The 24,011-nt window shown below is 74.1% G+C and carries 19 protein-coding genes; 16 read left to right on the plus strand and 3 right to left on the minus strand.

All coding sequences use genetic code 11. From position 1 onward, the window contains the following. The first annotated feature begins 3 nt into the window (after positions 1–3). The 11 genes from ACFYU9_RS19360 to ACFYU9_RS19410 all read left to right on the plus strand — a co-directional run bounded on the left by ACFYU9_RS19360 (position 4) and on the right by ACFYU9_RS19410 (position 13,187). Positions 4–810, plus strand: coding sequence for a LysM peptidoglycan-binding domain-containing protein (locus tag ACFYU9_RS19360; protein ID WP_389345487.1), 807 nt, complete (start codon positions 4–6; stop codon positions 808–810). Beyond that, entirely contained in the window at positions 810–2,666 is a 1,857-nt protein-coding gene (locus tag ACFYU9_RS19365) for a VgrG-related protein (protein ID WP_389207367.1), read from the plus strand. The genes ACFYU9_RS19360 and ACFYU9_RS19365 overlap by 1 nt, the downstream gene beginning before the upstream one ends. A gap of 117 nt (positions 2,667–2,783) precedes the next feature. Continuing rightward, positions 2,784–3,071: a PAAR domain-containing protein gene (locus ACFYU9_RS19370; protein ID WP_389207369.1), complete on the plus strand. Its 288-nt coding sequence runs from the start codon at positions 2,784–2,786 to the stop codon at positions 3,069–3,071. A 46-nt stretch (positions 3,072–3,117) separates the two neighbouring features. Continuing rightward, complete coding sequence (locus ACFYU9_RS19375; protein WP_389207371.1) at positions 3,118–3,522, plus strand: GPW/gp25 family protein; 405 nt, start codon at positions 3,118–3,120, stop codon at positions 3,520–3,522. After that, a complete protein-coding gene (locus tag ACFYU9_RS19380) occupies positions 3,519–5,531 on the plus strand; it encodes a putative baseplate assembly protein (protein ID WP_389207372.1) in 2,013 nt (670 codons plus the stop codon). The genes ACFYU9_RS19375 and ACFYU9_RS19380 overlap by 4 nt, the downstream gene beginning before the upstream one ends. Before the next feature lie 6 nt (positions 5,532–5,537). Continuing rightward, positions 5,538–6,092, plus strand: coding sequence for a phage tail protein (locus tag ACFYU9_RS19385; RefSeq protein ID WP_389207374.1), 555 nt, complete (start codon positions 5,538–5,540; stop codon positions 6,090–6,092). A 260-nt stretch (positions 6,093–6,352) separates the two neighbouring features. Then, positions 6,353–7,192, plus strand: coding sequence for a discoidin domain-containing protein (locus tag ACFYU9_RS19390; protein WP_389207376.1), 840 nt, complete (start codon positions 6,353–6,355; stop codon positions 7,190–7,192). Between the two features lie 432 nt (positions 7,193–7,624). Continuing rightward, positions 7,625–8,656: a questin oxidase family protein gene (locus ACFYU9_RS19395; protein WP_389345488.1), complete on the plus strand. Its 1,032-nt coding sequence runs from the start codon at positions 7,625–7,627 to the stop codon at positions 8,654–8,656. A 197-nt stretch (positions 8,657–8,853) separates the two neighbouring features. Next, positions 8,854–9,258: an STAS domain-containing protein gene (locus tag ACFYU9_RS19400; RefSeq protein ID WP_389345661.1), complete on the plus strand. Its 405-nt coding sequence runs from the start codon at positions 8,854–8,856 to the stop codon at positions 9,256–9,258. Then, positions 9,255–9,812 (plus strand): ATP-binding protein, encoded by a 558-nt coding sequence (locus ACFYU9_RS19405; RefSeq protein ID WP_389345489.1) that lies wholly within the window; start codon positions 9,255–9,257, stop codon positions 9,810–9,812. The genes ACFYU9_RS19400 and ACFYU9_RS19405 overlap by 4 nt, the downstream gene beginning before the upstream one ends. 327 nt (positions 9,813–10,139) lie before the next feature. Further along, a complete protein-coding gene (locus ACFYU9_RS19410) occupies positions 10,140–13,187 on the plus strand; it encodes a HAMP domain-containing protein (protein WP_389345490.1) in 3,048 nt (1,015 codons plus the stop codon). Here ACFYU9_RS19410 and ACFYU9_RS19415 read toward each other — a convergent pair. The 3 genes from ACFYU9_RS19415 to ACFYU9_RS19425 form a co-directional block, all read right to left on the minus strand. Next, on the minus strand, positions 13,159–15,480 hold the full coding sequence (locus ACFYU9_RS19415; protein WP_389345491.1) for a SpoIIE family protein phosphatase: 2,322 nt from the start codon (positions 15,478–15,480) through the stop codon (positions 13,159–13,161). The two genes, ACFYU9_RS19410 and ACFYU9_RS19415, sit on opposite strands and share 29 nt — an antisense overlap. 167 nt (positions 15,481–15,647) lie before the next feature. Further along, the gene (locus tag ACFYU9_RS19420) at positions 15,648–17,027 is read right to left on the minus strand and encodes a rhodanese-like domain-containing protein (RefSeq protein ID WP_389345492.1); all 1,380 of its coding nucleotides are present in this window, start codon (positions 17,025–17,027) and stop codon (positions 15,648–15,650) included. Positions 17,028–17,167: 140 nt separating this feature from the next. Further along, complete coding sequence (locus ACFYU9_RS19425) at positions 17,168–17,854, minus strand: ArsR/SmtB family transcription factor (protein ID WP_389207389.1); 687 nt, start codon at positions 17,852–17,854, stop codon at positions 17,168–17,170. A gap of 47 nt (positions 17,855–17,901) precedes the next feature. On the opposite strand from ACFYU9_RS19425, the gene ACFYU9_RS19430 reads away from it, so the two are divergent. From ACFYU9_RS19430 to ACFYU9_RS19450, 5 genes are all read left to right on the plus strand, one after another. Next, positions 17,902–19,164 (plus strand): MFS transporter, encoded by a 1,263-nt coding sequence (locus ACFYU9_RS19430; RefSeq protein ID WP_389345493.1) that lies wholly within the window; start codon positions 17,902–17,904, stop codon positions 19,162–19,164. Positions 19,165–19,307: 143 nt separating this feature from the next. Continuing rightward, positions 19,308–20,489 carry a DUF2306 domain-containing protein gene (locus ACFYU9_RS19435; protein ID WP_389345494.1) on the plus strand — a complete coding sequence of 394 codons (1,182 nt, stop codon included), beginning with the start codon at positions 19,308–19,310 and terminating at the stop codon, positions 20,487–20,489. Positions 20,490–20,498: 9 nt separating this feature from the next. Continuing rightward, the gene (locus ACFYU9_RS19440; RefSeq protein WP_389345495.1) at positions 20,499–21,380 is read left to right on the plus strand and encodes a hypothetical protein; all 882 of its coding nucleotides are present in this window, start codon (positions 20,499–20,501) and stop codon (positions 21,378–21,380) included. Positions 21,381–21,419: 39 nt separating this feature from the next. Beyond that, positions 21,420–21,956 carry a PadR family transcriptional regulator gene (locus ACFYU9_RS19445; RefSeq protein ID WP_389345496.1) on the plus strand — a complete coding sequence of 179 codons (537 nt, stop codon included), beginning with the start codon at positions 21,420–21,422 and terminating at the stop codon, positions 21,954–21,956. Positions 21,957–22,240: 284 nt separating this feature from the next. Next, positions 22,241–24,007, plus strand: coding sequence for an ABC transporter substrate-binding protein (locus ACFYU9_RS19450; protein ID WP_389345497.1), 1,767 nt, complete (start codon positions 22,241–22,243; stop codon positions 24,005–24,007). The last annotated feature ends 4 nt before the right edge of the window (positions 24,008–24,011 follow it).

The raw sequence follows: 24,011 nt of genomic DNA on the forward strand, positions 1-24,011 counted from the left end.
ACGATGAGCGCGCCCATCGCCTTCAGCGCGGCCGGCACCTCCGGCGTGGCCTCGGCCGGCCGGACGGCCGGCTCCGCCCGGCCGAAGCTGGAACACGCCTACCTGGAGCTGCGCACGCCGCCGACGGGCGGCGGGCTGACGCCGGGGGCGCCGTGCGGCCGGATCGAATTCCAGTTCAATCCCAAGGAGTTGAGCCTCACCAAGGCGGCCGCCTGGAAGCGGACTCCGGCGAAGGGCGCGAAGAGCGCGGGCCCGCCGGAGTACCAGGGCCCGCAGCCCAGCAAGTTGACGGTGGAGATGTTCTTCGACGCGGCCGACACCCAGGACACCCGGGTGGTGACGGCGGTGGAGCAGCTCTTCGCGTGCTGCGTGCCGACGAGCGAGAGCCGCCAGCAGCAGCGCTCCTCGCCGCCCTGGGTGGTGTTCCACTGGGGCGGGCTCACCGGCTTCCCCGGCTACGTCAGCCAGGTACAGGCGAAGTACACGCTGTTCACGACGTCCGGGGTGCCGATCCGGGCCGTCTGCCAGGTGACGATCGAGGAGATCAGCGGGGAGACGCCGGGGCAGAACCCGACCTCGGGCGCACTCGCGGCCCGCCGGACCCACCGGGTGGCGGCCGGGGACTCGCTGCCGTCCCTCGCGCAGCGGGAGTACGGCAATCCGGGGGCGTGGCGGGTGATCGCCGAGGCGAACGGGATCGACGATCCGCTGCGGCTCACGCCGGGGCGGCAGTTGCTGCTCCCGGCCCCCGACGAGCTGGGGCGCCTTACGGAGCGGGAACATCGCGACGAGTCGGGGAGGGAGCGCTGATGGCGGGGCAGGGGGTCGCGTCGGCGCTGGTGGTGGAGTTCGGGGGCACGGCGCTGCCCGCGCGGCTCGCGAACCAGCTCGTGGAGGGGTACGTCGACGACAGCCGGACGCTGCCGGACCTGTTCGTGCTGCGGTTCCGCGACCCGGACCGGACGCTGCTCAAGCAGGCGGGGATCGAGGTCGGCGCCGAAGCCCGCCTCTCCGCCCGTGGCGGGGGCGGCGGGGCGCCGCAGCCGCTGCTGACCGGGGTGGTGACGGCACTCGAACTGGAGCTGGACGATTCGGGCACGTTCACCGTCGTCCGCGGTCTCGACGAGACGTACCGGCTGCTGCGCGGGGTGCGGGTGGCCAGCTATCAGAACATGACGCTGTCCGACATCTGCGCCCAGGTGGCCCGGCGGGCCGGGCTGAAGACGGGCACGATGGACGTGGCCGGGCCGGTGCTCGACCACGTGGCCCAACCCAACGTCAGTGACTGGGAGTTCGTGCGCGCGCTCGCCGAGGAGGCGGGCGCCCAGGCCTATGTGCGGGAAGGGCAGCTGCACATCGTGAAGCCCACCGAGGCGACCGGTGCGCCCGACGCCTCCGCCCGCGCCGAGCGCGAGCCGCTGGTCCTGGAGCTGGGGGCGAACCTGTTGCGCTGCCGGGCGTCGGTCTCGGCCGCCGAGCAGGTGTCCGAGGTCGAGGTGCGCGGCTGGGACGTGACCGGCAAGCGGGCCCTGGTGGGGCGGGCGCCGGCGGGGAACTCGTCGACGCTGAAGGTCGGGGTGACGGCGGCGCAGGTGACGCAGCCGTTCGGGACCGCGCGGCACGTGGTCACGGACGGCGGGTACGGCACGCAGGAGCGGGTCGACCGGGCGGCGAAGGCGCTGGCGGAGCGGATCGCGGGCTCGTTCGCCGAGCTGGAGGCGGTGATCCGGGGGAACCCGGAGGTGCGGGCGGGGGCGGCGGTGGCGCTGAACGCGGTCGGGGCGCCGTTCGAGGGCCGGTACACCGTCACCTCCTCCCGGCACGTCTTCGATCCGCACCGCGGGTACGAGACCTGGCTGACGGTCTCCGGCCAGCAGGAACGGTCGCTGTTCGGGCTGACCGGTGGCGGCCCGGGCCGGACCTCGGGGACGGCGCCGGGGGCGGCCGGCCTGGTGAACGCGACCGTGACCGACACCCAGGATCCGGACGGCTCGGGCCGGGTGAAGGTGCGCTTCCCGTGGCTGTCGGACGAGTACGCGAGCGACTGGGCGCGTACGGCTCAGGCGGCCGGCACCAGCGGCGGCGAGCCGCTGATCCCGGAGGTCGGCGACGAGGTGGTGGTCGGCTTCGAGCACGGGCGGCTCGACCGTCCGTACGTCCTCGCCGGGCTCTACAACGGGAAGGACCGGCCGCAGCGGAGCAGCCCGGTGGACAAGACCTCGGGGGCCGTCGAGCGCAAGGCCCTGACCTCGCGCGAGGGCAACCGGCTCGAACTGCTCGACACGGCGAACGGCCCGAAGGGCGTGCGCCTGACGACCGGCGACGGCAAGCTCACCATCGACCTGGACCGTACGGGCACCACGATCGCCGTCAGCAGCGACGGCAGCGTGAAGATCACGGCGAAGGACAAGGTACAGGTGACGGCGAGCGGTGGCGTGACCCTCGACGCCGAGCACGGCGCGGTCGAGCTCAAGGGCGACAGCGTGTCCCTGACGGCCCGGTCGGGTGGCGTGAAGGTCGACGGCGGGCAGGGCAAGGTCGAGGTGTCGTCGGCGGGGGCGGTGGATGTGCACGGAATGTCGGTGTCCGTCGACGGAACTCAGCGCACCGAGGTGAAGGGCGGGATGTCGCTCTCCCTCAACGCCGCTCTGGTGAAGATCAATTGACGTTCCATCGGATCAGCTCCATCGATCGGTTCCATCCGATCAGTTCCTTCAGATCCGCTCCATCGCATCCGCACCAGCGGATCATTTCGTTCTCGGACACAGGGAGTGAGCACGGTCATGGCACCAGCGCCCGCCGCACGGGTCGGCGACCCCACCGGTCATCCCGGGGTGATCGGCCCGCCCGGCGTGCCGACCGTCCTGATCGGCGGCGCCCCCGCCGCCACGGTCGGCACCCCGCACGTGTGTTCCTTCCCCAGCCCGCCCCCGCACCCGCCGTCGGCGATCGCCGGTCCCGGCAGCACCAGTGTGCTGATCGGCGGCGCCCCGGCGGCCCGGGTCGGCGACCTGGCGGCCTGCGGCGCGCCGGTGGTGTCCGGGTGCCCGACGGTCGTCATCGGCGGCTGAGGAATCGGTAGAGACGCGGAAGACGCGAGAGAGCGGGGAGCGTGGCATGGGACAGGAGTTCGTCGGCGCGGGCTGGGCGTTTCCGCCGCGCACCGACGCGACAGGCTCGATCGCCCTCGTACGGGGTGAGCGCGAGCTGGAGGAGTCGATCCGGCTGATCCTGGCGACCTCGCCCGGGGAGCGGCCGATGCGGCCCGAGTTCGGCTGCGCCGTCAACGACTACGTGTTCGCGCCGGCCGACGCCGGGACGGCCGGGCAGCTCGCCTACGAGGTGCGGCTCGCCCTGGAGCGGTGGGAGCCGCGGATCGAGGTGACCGAGGTGGCGGTGCGCTTCGACGAGGCCGACAACGGCGTGCTCTACATCGACATCGGCTACACGGTGCGGGGCGCCAACGATCCCCGCAACCTCGTCTTCCCGTTCTATGTGATCCCGGAGGAGGACCACGGATGACGCTGCCCAGCCCGAACCTGGACGACCGGCGCTTCCAGGGCCTGGTGGACGAGGCCAAGCGGTACGTCCAGCGGCGCTGCCCGGAGTGGACCGACCACAACGTGTCGGATCCCGGGGTGACGCTGATCGAGGCGTTCGCGACCATGGTCGACCAGCTCGTCTACCGGGTGAACCGGGTGCCGGAGAAGAGCTATCTGACCTTCCTCGACCTGATCGGGGTGCGGCTGCACCCGCCGACGGCCGCCGGCACGGACGTGACGTTCCGGCTCTCGGCGCCGCAGCCGGAGCCGGTGTTCGTCCGGGCCGGTACGGAGGTGGCGACGGTCCGCACGGAGACCGAGGCGGCGGTCGTCTTCACCACCACCCGGGACCTGACGATCGTGCCGTGCGCGTACGCGGCGCTCGCGACCTGGCCGGCGGCCGCGACGGGGGGCGCCGCCGGGGCCGTGGATCCGCGTCAGGCCGGGGCGGGCGACCGTACGGCCGTGGACCGCACCGAGGAGCTGGCGCTCGGCCGCGAGGTGCCCTGCTTCTCGCCCTCCCCCGTCCCCGGCGACGCGCTGTACGTGGGCCTGTCGGCGGCCGTCCCGGCCGGCGTCGTGGTGCTGCGGCTCGACTGCTCCGTGCACGGCGTGGGCGTCGACCCGCTGCGGCCGCCGCTGGTGTGGGAGGCGTGGGACGGGCGGCGCTGGGCGGCCTGTGAGGTGGAGAAGGACGACACGGGCGGCTTCAACAAGGCCGGCGAGCTGATCCTGCACCTGCCCGCGACGCACAGTCCGGCGAGCGTCGTCCGGCGCGGCGGCGGCTGGCTGCGCTGCCGGCTCGTCGAGGCGGCGCCGGACCAGCCGACGTACGTGGCGCCGCCGGTGGTCCGGGGCATCACCGCCTTCACCATCGGGGCGACGGTCGCCGCCGAGCACGCGGAGCGGATCACCGACGAGGTCCTGGGCACGGCGGAGGGGGTGGCGGGCCAGTCGTTCGCGGTCGCCCAACCGCCTGTCGTCCCCGGCGAGTTCGCCCTGGAGGTCACCCCGCCCGCGACGCTCGACGCGAGCGACGCGCCCGCCGAGCCGTGGACGCGGGTCGACGACTTCGCCCACTCCGGCCCGGACGACCGCCACTTCACGCTCGACGAGGGCACGGGACGCGTCGAGTTCGGACCCGCGGTGCGCGAACGGGACGGCTCCGTACGGCACTTCGGTGCCGTACCGGCCAAGGGCGCGTTGGTACAGGTCCGTTCGTACCGCACGGGCGGCGGAGTGCGGGGCAACGTGGCCCGCTCCACGCTGCGCGTGCTGCGCGGCACGGTCCCGCTGGTGGCGCGCGTGGAGAACCGGCGTCCGGCGGTCGGCGGCGTCGACGGCGAGAGCGTGGAGAGCGCCCGGGCCAGGGGCCCGCTGACCCTCCGGACGCTCCAGCGAGCCGTCGTGCCGAGGGATTACGAGCTCCTCGCCCGCGAGGTCGCGCCGGACGCGGCCCGGGTGCACTGCGTCCCCGAGGACGGCGAGGCCGGGGTGCGGCTGCTGCTCGTGCCGGCGGGGCGCGGCGACGCGCACGGCCGGATCGCGTTCGACGAGCTGATCCCGCCGCCGAACACCCTGGAACGCATCGCGCAGCACCTGGACGCCCGCCGGCCCATCGGGGCGCGCCTGGCCGTCGAGCCGCCGTACTACCAGGGCGTCACCTTCGTCGCGACCGTGCAGGCGGGCCGCGGCGCCGCCGCCGAGCGGGTCCGGGAGGCGGCCCTGACGGCGCTCAACGGCTACTTCAACCCGCTGACCGGAGGACCGTCCGGCGAGGGCTGGCCGTTCGGGCGGCCGGTGCAGACGGGCGAGGCGTACGCGGTGCTCCAGCGGGTCCCGGGCGTCGACCTGGTCGACGACGTACGGCTCTACCGCGCCGACCCGCTGACCGGGCAGCGCACCGAGGTGCCCGACGGGCGGATCGCGCTCGACCGGCACGCCCTCGTCTTCTCGTACGAGCACCAGCTGAGAGTCCGGGAGGTCTGAACCGCCGTGCGCACCGCCGTCCCCGGGCTGCCGAGCCCGCACCCGCTGATCGACCTGCTGCCCGCGGTCTACCTGGAGCACGACTTCCTGGCCCGGTTCCTGGCGGCGCTCGACGACGTCCTCGCCCCGGTCCTCCTCAGCCTCGACAACCTGCCCGCGCACCTCGACCCGCGCACCGCGCCGGAGGACTTCCTGGAGTGGCTGGCGGCCTGGGTCGCCGTCGAACCCGACCCGCACTCCGCCCCGGTGGAGCAGCGGCGGGCGGCGGTACGGGGCGCGGTGGCCCGGCACCGGGCGCGCGGGACGCTGCCCGGGCTCGCGGAGGCGCTGCGGCTGCGGACGGGCGGCGTTGAACCGGAGATCACCGAGAGCGGCGGCACGGTCTGGTCCACCACCCCCGGCACGGCCCTGCCGGGCGACCCGCGGCCCTGGGTGACGGTCCGGCTGGCCGTGCCGGACCAGGGGCCGGTGAACCGGGCGCGCCTGGAGGAGCTGATCCGGGCCGAGATCCCGGCGCACGTGGGGTTCACGCTGGAGCTGCTGCCCGGGGGTGCGCGATGAGCGGGATGGTGTGCCCGACGTGCGGGCAGCGGAACGCGGCGGGGACGCCGTTCTGTTCGTCGTGCGGGGCGTTCCTGAACTGGGACGGGGAGGAGGCGGCGCGGCCCGGGCCCGCGCCGCCGGAGCCCGTACGGCACACGCCGGAGCCCGTGCACCGGGCACCCGCGCCGCCGCCGCCCGCCGTTCCCCCGCCTCCGCCCGTGCCGCCGCGCGCGGAGGCTCCGCCGGCCGTGGCCCCTCCGGTCGCGAATCCTCCCGCCGTGCCCTCTCCGGCCGAGGCCGGGCTGCGGCGCCCCGGGGAGGAGACCGGGGCCGATGTGCCGGGTCCGCCGCCGGAACCGGAGCGCCGGCCCGATCCCGTACCGCCTCCGGCCGCGACCGTACGGTGTCCCAACTGCGGCACCGAGAACGAGGCCGGCCGCACCCTGTGCGCCCGGTGCGCGCTGCTCCTGGACCCGGGTCCGCCGCCCGCGGCCCGGCCGCCGTGGTGGCGCAGGCTGCTGCGCCGCCGACGCCGGCAGGCACCGGTCGCGGGGACCCGCCCTCGCCCGGCCTGGCGCCGGCCGAGGGTCGCGCTGCCGCTGACGCTGCTCGTCATAGCCTGCGCCGTCTGGTTCGGGCTGCCGCAGGTCCGAGGCCTGCTCGGGCTCGCGCGCGACGAGACGGGCACGCCCGAGTCGCTGCCGCCCGCGGCCGTCCGGGCGTCCAGCGCACTGAAGGGCCATCCGGCGGGGGCGGCCTTCGACGGCTTCAACAACCGCTACTGGGCACCGGCGGACCCCGGGGCCACCCTGGAGGCGGAGTTCGATGCGCCGGGGGTCAAGGTGACGAAGCTGCTGGTGTTCGGCGGCGCCTCGGCGAAGAAGGACGAGTTCCTGACCCAGGCCCGCCCGGCCCGGCTGCGCGTGGAGGTGATCACGGCGGACGGCGGCACGTCGACGCACGAGGTGACGCTCAGCGACCAGCCGGGCCAGCAGACCTTCGACCTGCGCGGCTCACGGGTCACGAAGGTGCGGATCACACCGGAAAGCTGGTACGGGACAGGGCACGGGCACCAACTGGCGGTGGCCGAGGTCGAGTTCTTCGGCCACCGCGGCTGAGGGGACCGGGCTTGGGGGGCGGCCGCGGACGGGAGTCCAGGGCCGCTGAACGGGCTCGGGGCGGCTGCGGGCCGGAGCCCTGGGCTCCTGACCGGACTCGGGGGCGGCCGCGGACCGGACTCGGGGGCGGCCACGCGCCGGACCCGGAGGCGGCCGCCGACCGGACCACGGGCCCGCGAACCGGACATCGGACTCCGGCACGGCCACGGACCGGACATCGGACTCCGGCACAGCCACGGACCGCGGTACGGCCACGGACCGGACTCCAGGCACGGCCACGGACCGCGGTACGGCCACGGACCGGACTCCGGTACGGACGCGGACCGGACTCCGGGCCCGCGGCCGGGCCCGCGGACCTAGGTCCGCGCGGCCGCGGATCCGGGCCCGCGGCCCGATGCGCCGGCACCGCGCCCCGGCCTACCGTCGCCTTCCATGACGACTGGTACGGACACCACCGGAACCCTCGACGAAGCCCTCCAGCGACTCCACGCCCACGGCCCCGAGCGGCTCGGCCGGCTCACGAACCACGCGCCGATGGCCGTCGAGGCGCTCGCCTCGCACGGGCAGGCGCGGGCGGTGCACCGCTGGCTGGACCGGTACGCGCCGAGGCTGGAGGACTTCCCTGCCGCCGTCGCGCCGGTGACGGCCGCCGACTGGCGGGAGGCGCTGGGCGATCCGCGCCGCGCCGCCGACTGGATCGCGCACTTCGGGCGCGAACTCGAAGGCCGGCCCTGGCGTGCCGTGCTCGCCGAGTGGTGGCCGCGGCTGCTGCCCGGCATGTACGGCGGCTCGACGCATCCGGTGATCCGCGTCGGGCACGCCGTGCGCACCCTGCTCGGCGGCGAGCCGTCCGGGCCCGGCGGCCCCCGCCTCGCCGAACTCGCCCACGGCCTCGGTTACTGGGCCGCCCGCCACCGCCCCGTCACCGGCGTCACCCCGCTCCCCGGCGCCGTCCGCGCGGCCGACGCCCTGGACGCCGTGCCGCTCCTCGCCGAGCAGACGGGCGGTTTCCCCGACCGCCTCGCCCGCGTCACCGGCCTGCCGGTGTGGGCGCCGTCGGTGGCCGACCCGGACGCGGCCCACGCGCGCCTCACCGAACTCGTCCGGGCGGCGACCCACCGCTACGCCACCCACGGCCACGGCGAGGAGACGATGCTGGTCCACGCGGCCACGGCCCCGAACGCCGTCCTCCGTACCCTCCCCGCCCTCCCCCGCGCGCTGTGGGCCCCGAGCCTCGCCGCCGCCTGGACGGCCTCCGCCGCGGTCACCGCCATGTACGCCCCCGCCACTCCCGTCACTCCCGCACCAGCCGGCTCCCTCGCTCCCGAGGAGGTCTTCGCCCGCGCCCTCGCCCACGGCGACGAACACGTCATCAAACTCACGGACACGGCCCTCGACGTCGGCGACGCCCCCGCCCTCGCGGCGGCCCTGCGCGCCATCGAGCTCAGCGAGCCGATGGGCTAGCCGGACCAATGGCCGCCGGCCGCGCCGCATAGCCGGCTCCGTAGCGGGCAGCCGCCTATGAGGCACCCTCCTCGTGCCTGCCGTCGTCCAGGATCGCGCCGTGCGCGCCTTCGGCCGACGATGGTGATACTCGCCGGCGGACGCGGAGCACGCGGAGGCACGCCAAGGGACGAAGGGAGGCGCGGTCCATGACTGCCATGGCCTACGACGGCTACGCGGGGCGGCTCGCCGTGCGGGTGCTCGATCCGCCTTGGGGCGAGAGCGGGCCGGACGGGCGGACGGTGGTGCTGGCGCTGACGGGGGAGCTGGACCATGACACCGCGGCCCCGCTGAAGGAGGCGCTGGCCGGGCAGGGCGGGGCCGGGCGGCGGGTGGTGGTGGACTGCGCGGGGCTGCGGTTCTGCGACTCGACCGGGCTGAACGTGCTGCTGCAGGCCCGGCTGCGGCTGCTGGACGGGGGCGGGCGGCTCGATCTGGCCGGGCTCGGCCCGCCGGTGGACCGGATGTTCGAGATCACCGGGGCGCGGTCGGTGTTCCGGGTGTACGAGAGCACCGCCGCAGCGCTCGCCGACGCAGCGCCCCCGGCGGCGGAGGGGTCATGACGACGCCACGGCCCGCCGACGACCCCGCCGAGGACCAGGTCAGACGGCTGGTCCTGGAAAGTGCGCGCGGGGCGGTGACGCGGTGCCGGGACTTCACGGCGGCGGCGCTCGCCGAGTGGGGCTGGCTGCCGGCGGCGACGCCGGAGGGGCGCGAGCGGGCGGAGGACGTGCTGCTGCTGGTGTCGGAGGTGGTGACCAACGCGTGTCTGCACGCGGGCGGGCCCGAGGAGCTGGTGCTGCGGCACTGGGGCGGGCGCTCGGGTGCCGGGGGGCTGCTACGGGTGGAGGTGTCCGATCCGAGCCCGGCGCACCCCCGCGCGCACGGCCCGCGCTCCCCGTCGCAGCCGGGCGGCCACGGGCTGATGGTGCTCGACCGGCTGGCCGGTGCCTGGGGCTGGGTGGACAAGGCGGACGGGGCGCCGGGGAAGGTGGTGTGGCTGGAGGTCAGCCGCCCGACCCCGCAGCGGCCCGGGCCGGGGTCCGGGCGGCGATTCGGGCCGGGCTACGGACCGCCGTACGGACCGCCGGACGGTCGTCGAGGAGTCCCGTCCTGAGTTCGCCGAGGATCCGGGCGAGCAGCCGCGAGACGAGTGCGGCGCGGGTGGGGCGGTGACCGAGGCGCCGTTCGAGCCGGCCGGCGGACCTGGAGAGGCCGATGCGGAGTTCCCGGAGCCGGCCTGGCACCCGTACGGCCCAGCCGGTGTCCCGGAAGAACCGTGTCACCTCGCCGACGACCGCCGGCAGCGCGAACGCCGAGAACGCGGACGTACACGTGCTCGGACGTGCCCGCGGTGGGCGGCGACGGCTCCCGCAGGCCCCCGCCTCGGGCCGGTCCTAGAGTGGACGAGGAGGAGGGCGCCCCTCCCGTTACGAGGTCCTCTATGACAGAGCGCACGCCACCTCCCGGCGAGGACGCGCTGCGGCGGCTGCTCGCCGGGCTCACCGCCGTACGGGACGGCGACCTGTCCGTCCGGCTCCCGGAGGGCCCCGGCGGGCTCCCGGCCGAGATCGCGACCGTCTACAACGACATGGTCGACCGGCTGTCGCTGCTCACCTCCGAGGTCACCCGGGTGGCCGGCGAGGTCGGCGGGCAGGGCCTGCTGGGCGGGCGGGTGCACGAGCCGCGGGCGCGCGGCGTGTGGCAGGAGCTCACCACCGGCGTGAACACGATGGCGGACAACCTGACCTCGCAGGTGCGCTCGATCGCCCAGGTCGCCACCGCCGTCGCCCGCGGCGACCTCACGCAGAAGATCCGGGTGGACGCGCGCGGCGAGATCCTGGAGCTGAAGGAGACCATCAACACGATGGTCGACCGGCTGTCGTCCTTCGCCGAGGAGGTCACCCGGGTGGCCCGCGAGGTCGGCACCGAGGGCAAGCTCGGCGGGCAGGCGCGGGTGCGCGGGGTGTCGGGCACCTGGAAGGACCTCACCGACAACGTGAACTCGATGGCGGACAACCTGACCAACCAGGTCCGCAACATCGCCCAGGTCACCACCTCGGTCGCCCAGGGCGACCTGACCAGCCGGATCGACGTGGCGGCGCGCGGCGAGATCCTGGAGCTCAAAACCACCATCAACACGATGGTCGACCAGCTGTCGTCGTTCGCGGCCGAGGTGACCCGGGTGGCCCGCGAGGTCGGCACCGAGGGCAAGCTCGGCGGGCAGGCGGAGGTGGAGGGCGTCTCCGGCACCTGGATGCGCCTCACCGAGAACGTCAACGAGCTCGCCGGGAACCTGACCCGCCAGGTGCGGGCCATCGCCGAGGTGACCAGCGCGGTCGCCGAGGGCGACCTGACCCGTTCGATCGCCGTCGAGGCGCCCGGCGAGGTCGGCGAGCTGCGCGACAACATCAACGCCATGGTGGAGTCGCTGCGCGCGACGACCCGGTCCAACGAGGAGCAGGACTGGCTCCAGACCAACCTCGCCCGGATCACCGCGCTGCTGCAGGGCACCCGCGGGCTCGACGAGATCGCCGAGCTGATCATGGCGGAGGTGCCGCCGCTGGTCTCGGCGCAGTACGGCGCGTTCTTCGTCGTGGAGGAGGGCCGGGAGGGCGGGGACGGCATGGACGGCGCGGAGGCCGGAGACGGCGGGGAAGGCGGGGAGGCCGGGGAGGGACACAGGGAGGCACCGGGTCCGGTGCTCGCCCTGGCCGCCTCGTACGGGCTGCCGGTCGCCGACACGGTCACCGAGGCGGTCACCGCCCCGCACGGCCGTCCGCGCCGCTTCCGGCTCGGCGAGGGGCTGGTCGGGCAGGCCGCGCGGGACCGGCGCACGCTGCTCGTCGACCCGGTGCCCGAGGGGTACGCGACGGTGTCCTCGGCCGTCGGGGACGCCGAGCCGGCCGCGCTCGTCGTGCTGCCGATCGTGGTCGAGGACCAGCTGCTCGGCGCCGTCGAACTCGCCTCCCTGCGGCCCTTCGGCGCGCTCCAGCGCGACTTCCTCGACCGCTTCGTGGCGAGCGCAGGGGCGGTGCTCAGCTCTCTGGTGGCCAATCTGCGCACCGACGAGCTGCTCGCCCAGTCCCGCAGCCTCGCCGACGAACTGCGCTCCCGCACCCTGGAGTTGCAGGCCAGGCAGCAGGAACTCCAGCGTTCGAACGCCGAGTTGCAGGAGCAGGCCGCGCTGCTCGCCGAGCGGAACAAGGACATCGAGTCGAAGAACCGGGTCATCGAGCAGGCCCGGCAGGAACTGGAGGCGCGTGCCCAGCAGTTGTCGCGCGCCTCGATGTACAAGTCCGAGTTCCTCGCCAACATGAGCCACGAGCTGCGCACCCCGCTCAACAGCCTGCTGATCCTGGCCCGGCTGCTCTCCCAGAACCCGGAGGGGAACCTGACGGAGAAGCAGGTCGACTACGCGGAGGTCATCCACTCGGCCGGTTCCGACCTGCTCCAGCTGATCAACGACATCCTGGACCTGTCGAAGGTGGAGGCGGGCAAGATGGAGGTGCGGCGCGAGCCGTTCGCGCTGGCGCAGCTCCTGGAGTACCTGGAGACGACGTTCGGGCCCGTCGCCGACGAACGCGGCCTCGAATTCACGGTGACCGTGGCCCCCGACGTACCGGCCCATCTGACCACCGACGAGGCCCGGCTGCGGCAGGTGCTGCGCAACCTGCTGTCCAACGCGCTGAAGTTCACCGAGCGGGGCCGGGTCGCGCTCACCGTCGGGCACACCCCGCCGGACGAGATCCCCGCGGCGCTGCGGGACGCCGCGCTGCGCGAAGGGCGGCCGGTGCTCGCGTTCCGGGTCGCTGACACCGGGGTCGGCATCCCGCCGGACCGGCTGCGGCACATCTTCGACGCGTTCCAGCAGGGCGACGGGACGACCGCGCGCGAATACGGCGGGACCGGGCTCGGCCTGTCCATCAGCCGCGAGGTCGCGACGCTGCTCGGCGGCACGATCGAGGTGGAGAGCACCCAGGGCGAGGGCAGCCGCTTCACCTTCCACCTGCCGGAGCGGGCGGCGGCCCCGGGCGCGGAGGCGGAGCCGGAGACGGGCTCGGGCGCCGTCGCCGACGCGCCGGCGACGGCGCCCGAGCCCGCCCCGGGCCGCCCCGGCGGCGCCACCGTCCTCGTCGTCGACGACGACACCCGCAACGTCTTCGCGCTCACCCAGGTCCTGGAGGCGCACGGCCTGCGGGTGCTGACCGCCGACAGCGGCCCGCGGGCCATCGAGCTGCTCGCCGAGGCCCGGGAGGACGTCCGGCTGGTCCTGATGGACGTGATGATGGCCGGCATGGACGGCTACCAGGCCATCGAGGAGATCCGGCGGCTGCCCGGCCGCGCCGCGCTGCCGGTGATCGTGGTGACGGCGAAGGCGATGCCGGGCGACCGGGCGCGGGCCCTGGAGGCGGGCGCGGACGACTACCTCGCGAAACCGGTGGACGAGACGGAGCTGATGGTCAAGATCCGTCAGCGTCTGTGGAGTTGACCGGCTCTGCCCCGGGTCCCTGGTCTTCCCCCTTGGGCTTCTCGCCCGGCCGGCCGGGCTTCTCGTCCGGGCGGCGCACCCGGACGGCGACGATGCTGGTGTCGTCGTCGGTGTCGCCCATCGCCGTGCCGAGCAGCCCGTCCACGAGCAGCTCCAGGTTCCCGGCGGACGCCAGCCGTCCGGCGGTCGTGACCAGCCGGCCGAGCCCGGCCGCGAGGCCGTCGTGGCGGCGCTCGACCAGGCCGTCGGTGTAGAGCAGCAGGGTGTCGCCGGGGCGCAGGGCGGTGCGGCGTTCCTCGTACGCGTACGAGGGCACCGCGCCGAGCAGGATGTCCTGCGGCGGTTCGAGCAGCCGGGCCCGGCCGCCGCGGAGCAGGAGCAGCGGCAGATGGCCGGCGCTGGACCAGACGAGTTCGCCGTCGTCGGGGTCGTACAGCGCGCACACCGCCGTCGCGGTCGAGCCGGCTCCGGTGCGCAGCGTGACCTCGTTGAGCCAGCCCATCAGCTGTCCGGGCGGGCGGCCCGTGAAGGCGAGGGCGCGCTGGGCGTTGCGCAGGGCGACCATGCCGGTGACGGAGTCGATGCCGTGCCCGGCGATGTCGCCGACCGCGACGAGGACCTTGCCGGTGGGCAGCGGCAGCACGTCGTACCAGTCGCCGCCGACCTGGTACTCCTCCGCGGCCGGCCGGTAGCGGGCGGCGACCGTCAGGCCGCCGGGCAGCTCGCGCAGGGCCGTGACCTCGGGCACGATCGCCTGCTGGAGCTGGAGGGCCAGCTGGTGGCGCAGTTCCGCCTGGTCGCGGACGGCGGTGAGGTGGTCGAAGGTCGCGGTGAGCGCGAGCTCGGCGCGGCGGGTCGCCGAGACGTCCTGGTAGACACCGACGAAGCCGGTGACCGTGTCGCCTTCGAGCAGCGGCTCCGCCGCCACCCGCACATGCCGCACCGAACCGTCCGGCAGCACGATCCGCAGCACGGTCTGGGCGCCGGAGCGGCGGTCGGTGAGGGTGTGCAGGAGCGCCGTGAGCGCGTCGCCGTCCTCGCGGTGGACCCGGCCGCGCAGCGCGAGCAGCGGCAGCGGCGCCTCGTCGCGCGGCATGCCGAAGATGCCGTACGCCTGCTCCGACCACACCGTCTCGCCGCCCGTCAGGCTGTCCTGGAACGCCGCGACGCTCTGCAGCCGGGCCACCGCCCGGCCCGTCGCGATCCCCGGATCGCCGTCCGTGTGCCACACCACGACCGCCCGCTCCGGCCCCGCCGGCACCACCCGCACGTCAAGGAGCGGGCCCGGCGGGCCGGCCGCGCGGCCGGTCGGCAGATGCGCGGCGTGCTGCGGGTGCCGGGTGCGGCGGGCGCGCTGCACGAGCCGGCCCAGCTCGCCGTGCGCGTGCGGGAACAGCCGTACCAGCGAGCGGTCGTCCGCCGGCACCGCCCCGCCGACCGCCGTGGCCACCGCCTCGTTGACGTGCTCCGCCAGGAGCGCCCCGGTCGTCGGATCGGCCCGCACGAGCATTCCCGGATGCGCGAGCGCATCCAGTACGTCGACGAGCACCGGCGCCCCGGCCCCGACGTCCTCCGGCCGGTCCAGCACCGCCACCGCCACCTCCATCAGCCCGCTCACCGCCCGCCGCAGCCCCGGATCGAATGCGACCGGACCGGGCCATCCGACCAGCGCCACCCCGACGGTCGCCGCGCGCCGGCGCAGCGGCAGGACGGCCCGGGCGGTGCCCGGACGCGGGGCCGGATCACGGGCCTCGGGCCCTTCCTCCAGCCACACCGGGGCGCCGTCGGCGAGGGCCGCGCGGAAGGGCTCGGGCGCGGCCGGCGGGATCCACTGCCACGCCGTGGCCTCCGCCGCGCCGACCCCCGCGTGCCCGACGAGCCGCATCCCTCCGGCCTCGGTGCCGCGCCACAGCCACAGGCTGTCGGCGCCGAGCGGGGCGAGGCCGGTCACCAGCAGGGTGCGGGCCGCGTCCCGCGCATCGTCGGCGACCTCGGCGGCAGCGGCGGTACGGCGCAGCCGGCGGGCGAGCGCGGGCGGGGCCTCGACCGGCGCGACGCGCGGGTCGCCGGGGCCCGCGACCCCGTTGACGACGTCCGCCGCGAGGTCCTCCACGGACAGCCCGGTCGCGTGCGCGAGTGCGGTCAGGTGCTCGCCCGCGTCCACCGTGGACAGCCCCAGCTGGGCCGCGAGGATTCCGGTCGCCAGATCGGTCAGATGCCGTCGTGCGGCCTCGGCCCGCAGCCGCCGGTTCTCGGCGGCCAGACCGGCGAAGACCTCGGCGGAACCGGTCACCACGACCTCCGGACGCGCGCGCGTGCCCCTTAGCAGTCTACGGGCGGGGCGGCGGCGGGGGGCGGTGACGGCGGCGGGGCGGTCCGCCCCCGGGTGGGCCGTCGCCCACCTTCGCGTCGGGCCTCCACGGCCCCCGGCTCCCTCCGCGGCCGGCGGCCGCGAATCGGCTACGCCGCTCCGACCAGCGCCCACGCCGTGTACCCGCCCAGCAGGTCCGAGACGTCCGCGAAGCCGTGGTGGCGCAGCAGGCTGCTGCCGATCGCGGAGCGGTGGCCGCCGGCGCAGTGCACGACGAGCGGGCGGTCGGTGGGCAGTTCGGCCCGTCGGGCGGGCAGCTCGGCCAGCGGGATGTGCAGCGCCTCGGCGATGAAGCCGTTGGCCTCGCGCTCGCCCTCGGTGCGGACGTCGACGACCAGCGGCGGGTTGTCGCCGGTCAGTGCGGCGCCGAGCTGGGCGACGGTGAGGCGGCTGGCCGGGGTGACCTGGTCGGCGAGGGCGACGAGGGCGTCGTCGGGGCCGAGGAGGTAGCCGGCGACGCGGTCGAAGCCGATCCGGGCGAGGCGGGTGACGATCTCGTCCTCGCGGTTCTGCGGGGCGACGACGACCAGCTCGGCGGCCGGGTCGAGGACGGTGCCGGCCTGTTCGGCGAAGCGGCCGTCGGCGGGCACGTTGACGGCGCCGCGGAAGTGTCCGGCGGCGAACTCCTGCGGGTCGCGGGCGTCGACCACGACCGCGCCGCTCTCCCGCAGGGCGGCGAAGTCCGCGATCCGCAGCGGGCGCGGGCCGGCGCCGCCGTCGTAGCGGGCGCGGTCCTTGCGGTTGAGTTCGGCGTCGTACGCGAAGTAGCCGGGCGCGGCGGACTGGCCGGCGGTGACGATCGCGACGAAGTCCTCGCGGCTCATGGGCGCGCAGGCGTAGTTGGTGGCGCGCTGCTCGCCGATCGTGGACTGCTTCTCCGTCGACAGGTTCTTGCCGCAGGCGGATCCGGCGCCGTGCGCGGGGAAGACCCGGACCGCGTCGGGCAGGCCCATGAGCTTGCGCTGGACGCTGTCGTGGAGCATCGCGCCGAGCTCCTCGGCGGTGACGCCGGAGGAGGCGAGCAGGTCGGGTCGGCCGACGTCGCCGATGAAGAGGGCGTCGCCGGTGAGCACGCCGTACGGGACGGGGTCGGCGGCGTGCTCGTACACGAGGACGCTGACGGACTCCGGGGTGTGGCCGGGGGTCTCCATGATCTCCAGCACGACGTCGCCGAGCGCGATGCGCTCGCCCTCCGCGAGCTTGCGGATGGGGTACTCGGTCTCGGCGCGGCGGCCGTAGCCGATCCAGGCGCCGGTCTCGTCGGCCATCTCCAGGTGCCCGGCGACGAAGTCGGCGTGGAAGTGGGTGTTGATCACGCCGACGACGGTGAAGCCGTGGGCGCGGGCGTCGGCGAGGTACTCGGAGACGTCCCGGCGGGGGTCGACGACCACGGCCTGACCGGTGGTCTCGTCCGCGATCATGTACGACGCCTGGGAGAGACAGTCGAGGTAGTACTGGCTGAAGAACACGGCGGATCTCCGTTGTGTAGGGGTCGCGTAGGCCCGAGAGGACGACTCTTCATACCCCCCTGGGTATCTGACCTCGACCGTAGCTCCGCCCTCCCGTCGCCGTCAAATACCCCTAGGGGTATCCAGAGCCCTCCGGGCCGTCACCCCTCCGCCACCGGGAGGTCCGCGAGCCGCCACTCGAGCATCCCGTCGTTGAGCCGCACGGCCCGGCGCCCTCGCTCGCCCAGGAGCCGTACGGCGTCGTACGCGAGCACGCAGTACTCGCCGCGGCAGTACACGACGATCTCGCGGTCGTCGGTCAACTCGTCGACACGGCCCGGCAGTTCACCGACCGGGATCGACAGGGCGCCCGGGATGTGCCCGGCCAGGTACTCCTCGGCCGGACGCACGTCCAGGACGACGATCTCGCCGGCCTCGGCCCGCGCGATCAGCTCCTCGCGGCCGACCTCGACGGCTTCGTCCCCGGCACCCTCGCCCCCGCCACCCAGATAGGCGTCGCGGGCGGCCGCGACGGAGGCCCGATGGGTCTCGGCCACCTTGCGCAGCAGCGCGAACAGCCGGGCGACGTCGTCTCCGGCGAGGCGGTAGTGGATGCGGACGCCCTCGCGGCGGGTGGTGACGAAGCCGGCCTGCTTGAGGGTCTGCAGATGGGCCGAGGCGGTCGTCAGATTGAGCCCGGACGCCTTGGCGAGGGCGTCGACGGTGCGTTCGCCCTGGGCGAGCAGATCGAGCAGTTCCAGGCGCTTTCCGCTGGCCAGCGCCTTGCCGCTGACGGCGAAGGCTTCGTACAGGTCAGCCTTCGGGTTGGCCTTCTCGTTCTCCGGCATGCAATCCTCCATAAATCCATGGAATATTGTAGATGAGAGGTTCGACGATGGAACAGGTCCGTTTGGGGCTGCGCGAGAACCGGGCGCAGTTCGCGCTGCTGGTGATCGTCACAGCGGCGGTGGGCGGGCTGGTCGGCCTGGAGCGGACCACGGTTCCGCTCATCGGGACCGAGGTCTTCGGGCTCCGCAGCGATCTCGCCGTCTTCTCGTTCATCATCGCGTTCGGCGTCACCAAGGCCCTGACCAATCTGGCCGCCGGGGCCCTGACCGCACGGTTCCGCCGCCGGCAGCTGCTGCTCACGGGCTGGCTGATCGGCGTCCCGGTGCCCTTCGTGCTCGCGTACGCGCCGTCCTGGGGCTGGATCGTGGCGGCGAACGTGCTGCTCGGCGCCAACCAGGGGCTGACCTGGTCGATGACCGTCAATATGAAGATCGACCTGGTCGGCCCGGCCCGCCGGGGCCTGGCCACCGGGCTCAACGAGGCCGCCGGATACGCGGCCCTCGGCGCCACCGCCCTGCTCACCGGCTACCTCGCCACCGTCTACGGGCTGCGGCCCGTGCCCGAGCTCATCGGCGTCGTCTTCGTGGCCGCCGGGCTCGGCCTCTCCCTGGTCGTCCGGGACACCGCCGCGCACGTCGCCCTCGAACTCTCCCAGCACCCGGCGCCGCCGGCCGCCGGGGTGACCAAGGAGGCCGCCGGGCAGCCGGGCCTGCGGGAGACCTTCGTCCGCACCTCGTGGCGGGACCGCTCACTGCGCGGCGCCAGTCAGGCCGGCCTCGTCAACAACCTCAACGACGGCCTGACCTGGGGCGTCTTCCCGCTGCTCTTCACCGAGCACGGCCTCGGCTTCGCGGCCATCGGCCTGATCAAGGGCCTCTACCCGCTGCTGTGGGGCCTCGGCCAGATCCCCACCGGCCACCTCGCCGACCGCGTCGGCCGCAAGCCGCTGATCGTCACCGGCATGCTCGTCCAGTCCGTGGGCTTCGTCCTCGCACTCCTCCTGCTCGACCGCCCACTGCTCGCCGGCGTCCTGTCGGCCGTGTTCCTGGGCCTCGGCACCGCGATGGTCTACCCGGCGCTCATCGCCTCCGTCTCCGACCACGCCCACCCGGCCTGGCGCGCCGGCGCCCTGGGCACGTACCGCTTCTGGCGCGACATCGGCTACGCGGCCGGCGCCCTCGTCGCGGGCGTCCTCGCCGACCTCCTCGGCCTGAACGCCACGATCGTCGCCGCGGCCGTCCTCACCGCGGTGTCAGGACTGGTCGCCGCCCGCTGGATCAGCGAACACCCGTCCGTCCGGCGCGCTTGAGGCTCGATCGTGAAGATCCGTGCCGCTGCGCTGACGCCCCGCCCAACCCCCGTGCCGGTAACGCTCGTTCGAGGGCATTGACCGGGGCGGGGGTTGCCCTTACCTTCCTCGATAGTCCAGAAAGGACTATCGAGGGAGTCGTGATGCCACGCGCCACCGCACATCGCTGGGGCCGGGCCGCCGCCGTCGCCGTCACGGCGGTCTGTCTCGTCTACGCCCCGATCGCGATGACCGAGCTCTGGCCGTACGCGCGGCCCGGCGCGCCCGCGTTCGGCGAGTGGCTGCTCGGCCGGTCGGTCTCGCCCGAGTACGTGGCCGCCGCGGTCCGCGACCGGATGGGCCCGTACACCCGCAGCCTGCTGCCGCTCGTCCTGCACTCGGTGCTCGGCGGGCTGCTGATGCTGCTCGGCCCGGCGCAGCTGCTCACGGCGGTCCGGCGGCGGATCCGGCTGCACCGCGCGCTCGGCATCGCGTACGCGGCCGTCGTGTACGTGTCGATGGCGGGCGCCGCGCTCTATCTGGTCCGGACCCGGCCCGAGGAGGCGTTCAGCGGGGCGGCGTTCTGGATCGTGCTCGCGACGATCCTGCTCGGCACGGTCTTCAGCGTCACCTTCGGCGTCCTGACCGCCGTCACCGGTCTGCCGGAGCTGCACCAGCGGTGGATGCTGCTCGGCTACGGCTACCTGATGACCGCGCCGCTGCTGCGGATCGAGTGGGGCGCGCTGCCCGTGCTCTACCCGGGGCTCCCGCTCCAGGACGTCAACCGTGTGGCGATCATGCATCTCGGCCTGCTCGTGGTGTTCGGCGCGCTGCTCGCCTCGCGCGCACTGGACCGGCGCGACAACCACCCCTTCGTCTCCGGTGGTTGGTACCCGTGGCCGGTGCTCGCCGCCGGATACGCGGCCGGCGCGGCCGGCCTGGTGTGGCTCGCGCGCGGCTTCCTGGACCACGGCACCGAGGGGCGCCGGCTGCTGCTCGCGTATCTCCTCCCGTACTGCGTGGTCATCGCGGCCCTGCACCTGCGCGCCGTGCGGGCGGGGCGGCGGGGCGCGGTGTGGGCGCGCGAGGAGTGGCGCGCCCACCTGCTCGCGCTGTGCCTGGCGCCCGCGTTCTCGGCGGCCACGGCCGTCGTGTGCGAGCGCTCCCTCGGTCTCGACGCGCTGACGGCGCTGGTCGCGGGGGCGGGGATCGGGTGCGGCTTCCTGGCCTTCGGCGCCCATGCGGTGATCAGCCTGCGCGTGCTGTACGGGCGGGAGGCGGCCCGCAGAGGGCGGTCCGCCGCGGCGGTACCGGCGCCGGCCCGCACCTCTCGGACCCATCCGTAAAGGAGCCCCATGAGCGAGCGCACGGATCGGACGACGACAGGCGGCGGTCGTGAACTCACCGCGGGAATCGTCATGTTGAGCACGGCCGTGGCCCTGGTCAGCATCGCCGTCGGCGCCCTGCTCGTCGTCGCCGCTGTCGCCGGCCACGCGGCCGGCCCCTGGACCTCGCCCTCGGCGCTGAGCCCCGGGCTGCTCGGGGCGGCCATGCTCGGCACGGCGCCCGCGCTGCTCACCGTCGGGCGGGCCGGCACCTGGGAGGAGGTCCGCACCCTGGTCTGGCCGCTGGCGGTGGTCCTCGTCGGGCTGTTCACGGTGTCGCTGGTCAACGGCGGCGAGCTGCGGGTGGCGACCGGCGGGCCCATCCTCGTCGTCATGTTCAGCCTGGGCTGGGTGGCGACGCTGGCGCTGCTCGCGCTCGGGGCGGTGGTGTGCCTGGCACTCCAGTACCGGATGCCCGCCCCGGCGCCCGGGCCGGCCGAGCGGACCGCGCCGCTGCCCGGCTGGACGAAGCCGCCGCTCGCGCTGCTCGGCGCGGGCTGGTTCGGGATCGGCGCGGGGCTGCTCGCGGCACCGGGCTTCTGGGGCGCGCTGGTGCCGTGGCAGGTGAGCCGCGCCGACGCGCAGGGCCTCGGCGTGTGGGCGCTCGCGCTCGGTGTCGGCGTGCTCGGCTCGCTCGCCGAGGACGATCTGGCCCGCATCCGCCCGGCCCTGCTCGCCGTCCCGGTCGTCTCGCTCGTGGTCGCGGTGCTGCTCGTCGTGCACGGCGGTGACGTCGACTGGTCGTCCGGGGCCGCTCTCTGTCTGATCGGCCTGGTCGCCGGACTGTTCGCGACGGGCGTCTCGGGTCAGTTGCTCTGGCTCCGTCACCGGGCGGCGGCCGCCGCCGCGTAGGCACGGCCCGGGGGCGCGCGCTGCGTGTACGGTCGCGGCATGCCTGACGTTCGGTTGACCACGCCCTCCTTCCTGGTGCTCGGCATCATCGACAAACTGGGCGAGGCAAGCCCGTACGACGTGAAGATCGAGGCCGCGCGCACGGTCGCGCCGTTCTGGTCCGTGCCGCACGCCCAGGTGTACGCGCAGTGCGACCGGCTCCTTCAGGCGGGACTGCTGGCCGAGGTGCGGCGCGAGGGCGGGCGGAACCGGCGGCTCATGCGGGTGACGGAGCAGGGCGCGCGGGCGCTGCGCGGCTGGCTCGACGACCCGGCCTTCGTCCCGGTCGAGGCGCGCGAACGCGGCATCCTCAAGCTCTGGTTCGGTGCGAGCCCCGGGACCCACGCCCCGGTCCAGATCACCGAGCACACCCGCACCCTGGACGCGTACGAGTCGCTGGCCGCGTCGGTGGGCGAACTGCTCACCCGCGGCCAGCGCGAGGCCCTGGAGTTCGGCATCCGCTACGAGCGGATGATGGTCGACTTCTGGCACTGGGTGGCCGACCGGGACCCGGAGCAGGGCGACAACTCCGCCTAGGAGTCACGCCACTTGGTGCTGGACTACCGCCGGCGGGGCCTCTTCGGCGTCCTGCCGGGCACGGTCCTGTGCTCCTGATCTTCCCTGGCCCCGCGATCTTCATTACCGTGCTTGCGTTCAACCTCTTCGGGGTCGGCGTGACGTGACGCGTGCGCCCCGAAGGGCTCTCGTTCACCGTACTCCGCTCCCCCGCAAGGCCGCCCCCTGCCGCTGTCGGCAGGGGGCACTTCATCCAACGGCGGATCACCGCACGACGGCCGCCACTACTTCGGAGGTTGCACGACATGGCTCTGAACGGCTCCCAGAGGCGCAGAGTCGCCGCGGGTGCGCTGCTCGCGGCGGCCACGATGGTCGTCACCACCGCCTGTGGGGGCGGCGCCGGCGGCGGTGGCGACAAGGGCAAGGGCGGTCCCGGCTTCAACGCGGGTGTGAACCAGATCGCCAGCCCCTCCGCCAAGAAGGGCGGCGAGCTGAAGTTCATCGGTGCGCAGGAGGCCGACTCCTGGGACCCGCAGCGCGGTTACTACACCTTCGTGTGGAACTTCTCCCGTTTCTACGCGCGCCAACTGGTCACCTTCAAGCCCGTGCCCGGGACCGGCTCCACCGAGCCGGTGCCGGACCTCGCGACCGACACGGGCAAGGTCTCGGCGGACGGTCTGACCTACACGTTCACGCTGAAGGACGGGGTGACGTGGGAGGACGGCAAGCCGATCACCTCCAAGGACGTCAAGTACGGCATCGAGCGCATCTGGGCGCAGGACGTCATCTCCGGCGGCCCGGTCTATCTGCAGCGGGTCCTCGACCCCAAGGGCGAGTACAAGGGTCCGTACAAGGACACCGCCCCGGACAAGCTCGGCCTGAGCGCCATCCAGACGCCGGACGACAAGACGATCGTCTTCAAGCTGCCGGTCGCCAACGGTGACTTCCTGCAGATGCTGGCCATGCCGGCCGCGTCTCCGGTCCGCCAGGACAAGGACACCAAGGGCCAGTACGGTCTGCACCCGTTCTCCTCGGGCCCGTACAAGTGGGACTCGTACACTCCGAGCAAGTCGCTGAAGCTCGTCCGCAACGACAAGTGGGACCCGAAGTCGGACTCGGTCCGCAAGGCCCTGCCGGACAAGATCAGCGTCACGTTCACCACGAACGCCGACGACATGGACAACCGTCTGGTCGAGGGCGAGTACGACCTCGACCTCAACGCGACCGGTGTCGGCGCCGCGGCCCGCCAGAAGGTGCTGCAGCAGCACAAGGAGAACGTCGACAACCCGCAGACCGGCTTCATCCGGTACGCGGTCTTCCCGCAGACGGTCATCCCGAACATCGAGTGCCGCAAGGCCATCATCTACGCGGCCGACTCCAAGTCGCTGCAGACCGCCCGTGGCGGCCCGCAGGCCGGTGGCGACATCGCCCCCAACATGCTTCCGCCGGCCATCAAGGGCGCCGACCCCAAGGCCGACCCGTACGGCAAGCTCTCCGGCGCCCCGGACCTGGCCAAGGCCAAGGACGCCCTGAAGAAGTGCGGCAAGCCGAACGGCTTCAAGACCACGATCGCGGTCCGCAACAACAAGAAGATCGAGATCGCCACCGCCGAGTCGCTGCAGAACTCGCTGAAGGCCGTCGGCATCGACGCCCAGATCGACGCCTACGACGGCGCCCAGACCGCCGGCATCATCGGCTCGCCGAAGGTGGTGAAGGAGAAGGGCTACGGCATCATCATCCAGGGCTGGGGCGCCGACTTCCCGACCGGCCAGGGCTATCTGCAGCCGCTCGTGGACGGCCGCTTCATCCTGCAGAGCGCCAACTACAACTTCTCCGAGCTGAACGACCCGGCCGTCAACGGCCTGTTCGACAAGGCGCTGAAGGAGACCGACCCGGCCAAGGCCGGCGAGATCTACAAGCAGATCAACACGAAGGTTTCGGAGGACGCGCTCTACCTGCCCTTCACCTACGAGAAGAACATCATCTGGCGCAGCTCGCGACTGACCAACGTCTACACGGCCGGTGCCTACAGCGGCCAGTACGACTACGCGTCGCTCGGCGTCGTGAGGTAGCCGG

This window comes from Streptomyces sp. NPDC004327 (assembly GCF_042873935.1).
Classification (GTDB): Bacteria; Actinomycetota; Actinomycetes; order Streptomycetales; family Streptomycetaceae; genus Streptomyces.

Excerpts from the sequence above, each read along its gene's own strand:
- ACFYU9_RS19430 (WP_389345493.1), top strand. The coding sequence starts at position 17,902 with ATGGAACAGGTCCGTTTGGGGCTGCGCGAGAACCGGGCGCAGTTCGCG.
- ACFYU9_RS19425 (WP_389207389.1), bottom strand. The coding sequence starts at position 17,854 with ATGCCGGAGAACGAGAAGGCCAACCCGAAGGCTGACCTGTACGAAGCC.
- ACFYU9_RS19375 (WP_389207371.1), top strand. The coding sequence starts at position 3,118 with ATGGGACAGGAGTTCGTCGGCGCGGGCTGGGCGTTTCCGCCGCGCACC.
- ACFYU9_RS19400 (WP_389345661.1), top strand. The coding sequence starts at position 8,854 with ATGGCCTACGACGGCTACGCGGGGCGGCTCGCCGTGCGGGTGCTCGAT.
- ACFYU9_RS19445 (WP_389345496.1), top strand. The coding sequence starts at position 21,420 with ATGCCTGACGTTCGGTTGACCACGCCCTCCTTCCTGGTGCTCGGCATC.
- ACFYU9_RS19450 (WP_389345497.1), top strand. The coding sequence starts at position 22,241 with ATGGCTCTGAACGGCTCCCAGAGGCGCAGAGTCGCCGCGGGTGCGCTG.
- ACFYU9_RS19435 (WP_389345494.1), top strand. The coding sequence starts at position 19,308 with ATGCCACGCGCCACCGCACATCGCTGGGGCCGGGCCGCCGCCGTCGCC.
- ACFYU9_RS19360 (WP_389345487.1), top strand. The coding sequence starts at position 4 with ATGAGCGCGCCCATCGCCTTCAGCGCGGCCGGCACCTCCGGCGTGGCC.
- ACFYU9_RS19405 (WP_389345489.1), top strand. The coding sequence starts at position 9,255 with ATGACGACGCCACGGCCCGCCGACGACCCCGCCGAGGACCAGGTCAGA.
- ACFYU9_RS19365 (WP_389207367.1), top strand. The coding sequence starts at position 810 with ATGGCGGGGCAGGGGGTCGCGTCGGCGCTGGTGGTGGAGTTCGGGGGC.
- ACFYU9_RS19370 (WP_389207369.1), top strand. The coding sequence starts at position 2,784 with ATGGCACCAGCGCCCGCCGCACGGGTCGGCGACCCCACCGGTCATCCC.
- ACFYU9_RS19410 (WP_389345490.1), top strand. The coding sequence starts at position 10,140 with ATGACAGAGCGCACGCCACCTCCCGGCGAGGACGCGCTGCGGCGGCTG.
- ACFYU9_RS19380 (WP_389207372.1), top strand. The coding sequence starts at position 3,519 with ATGACGCTGCCCAGCCCGAACCTGGACGACCGGCGCTTCCAGGGCCTG.
- ACFYU9_RS19440 (WP_389345495.1), top strand. The coding sequence starts at position 20,499 with ATGAGCGAGCGCACGGATCGGACGACGACAGGCGGCGGTCGTGAACTC.
- ACFYU9_RS19395 (WP_389345488.1), top strand. The coding sequence starts at position 7,625 with ATGACGACTGGTACGGACACCACCGGAACCCTCGACGAAGCCCTCCAG.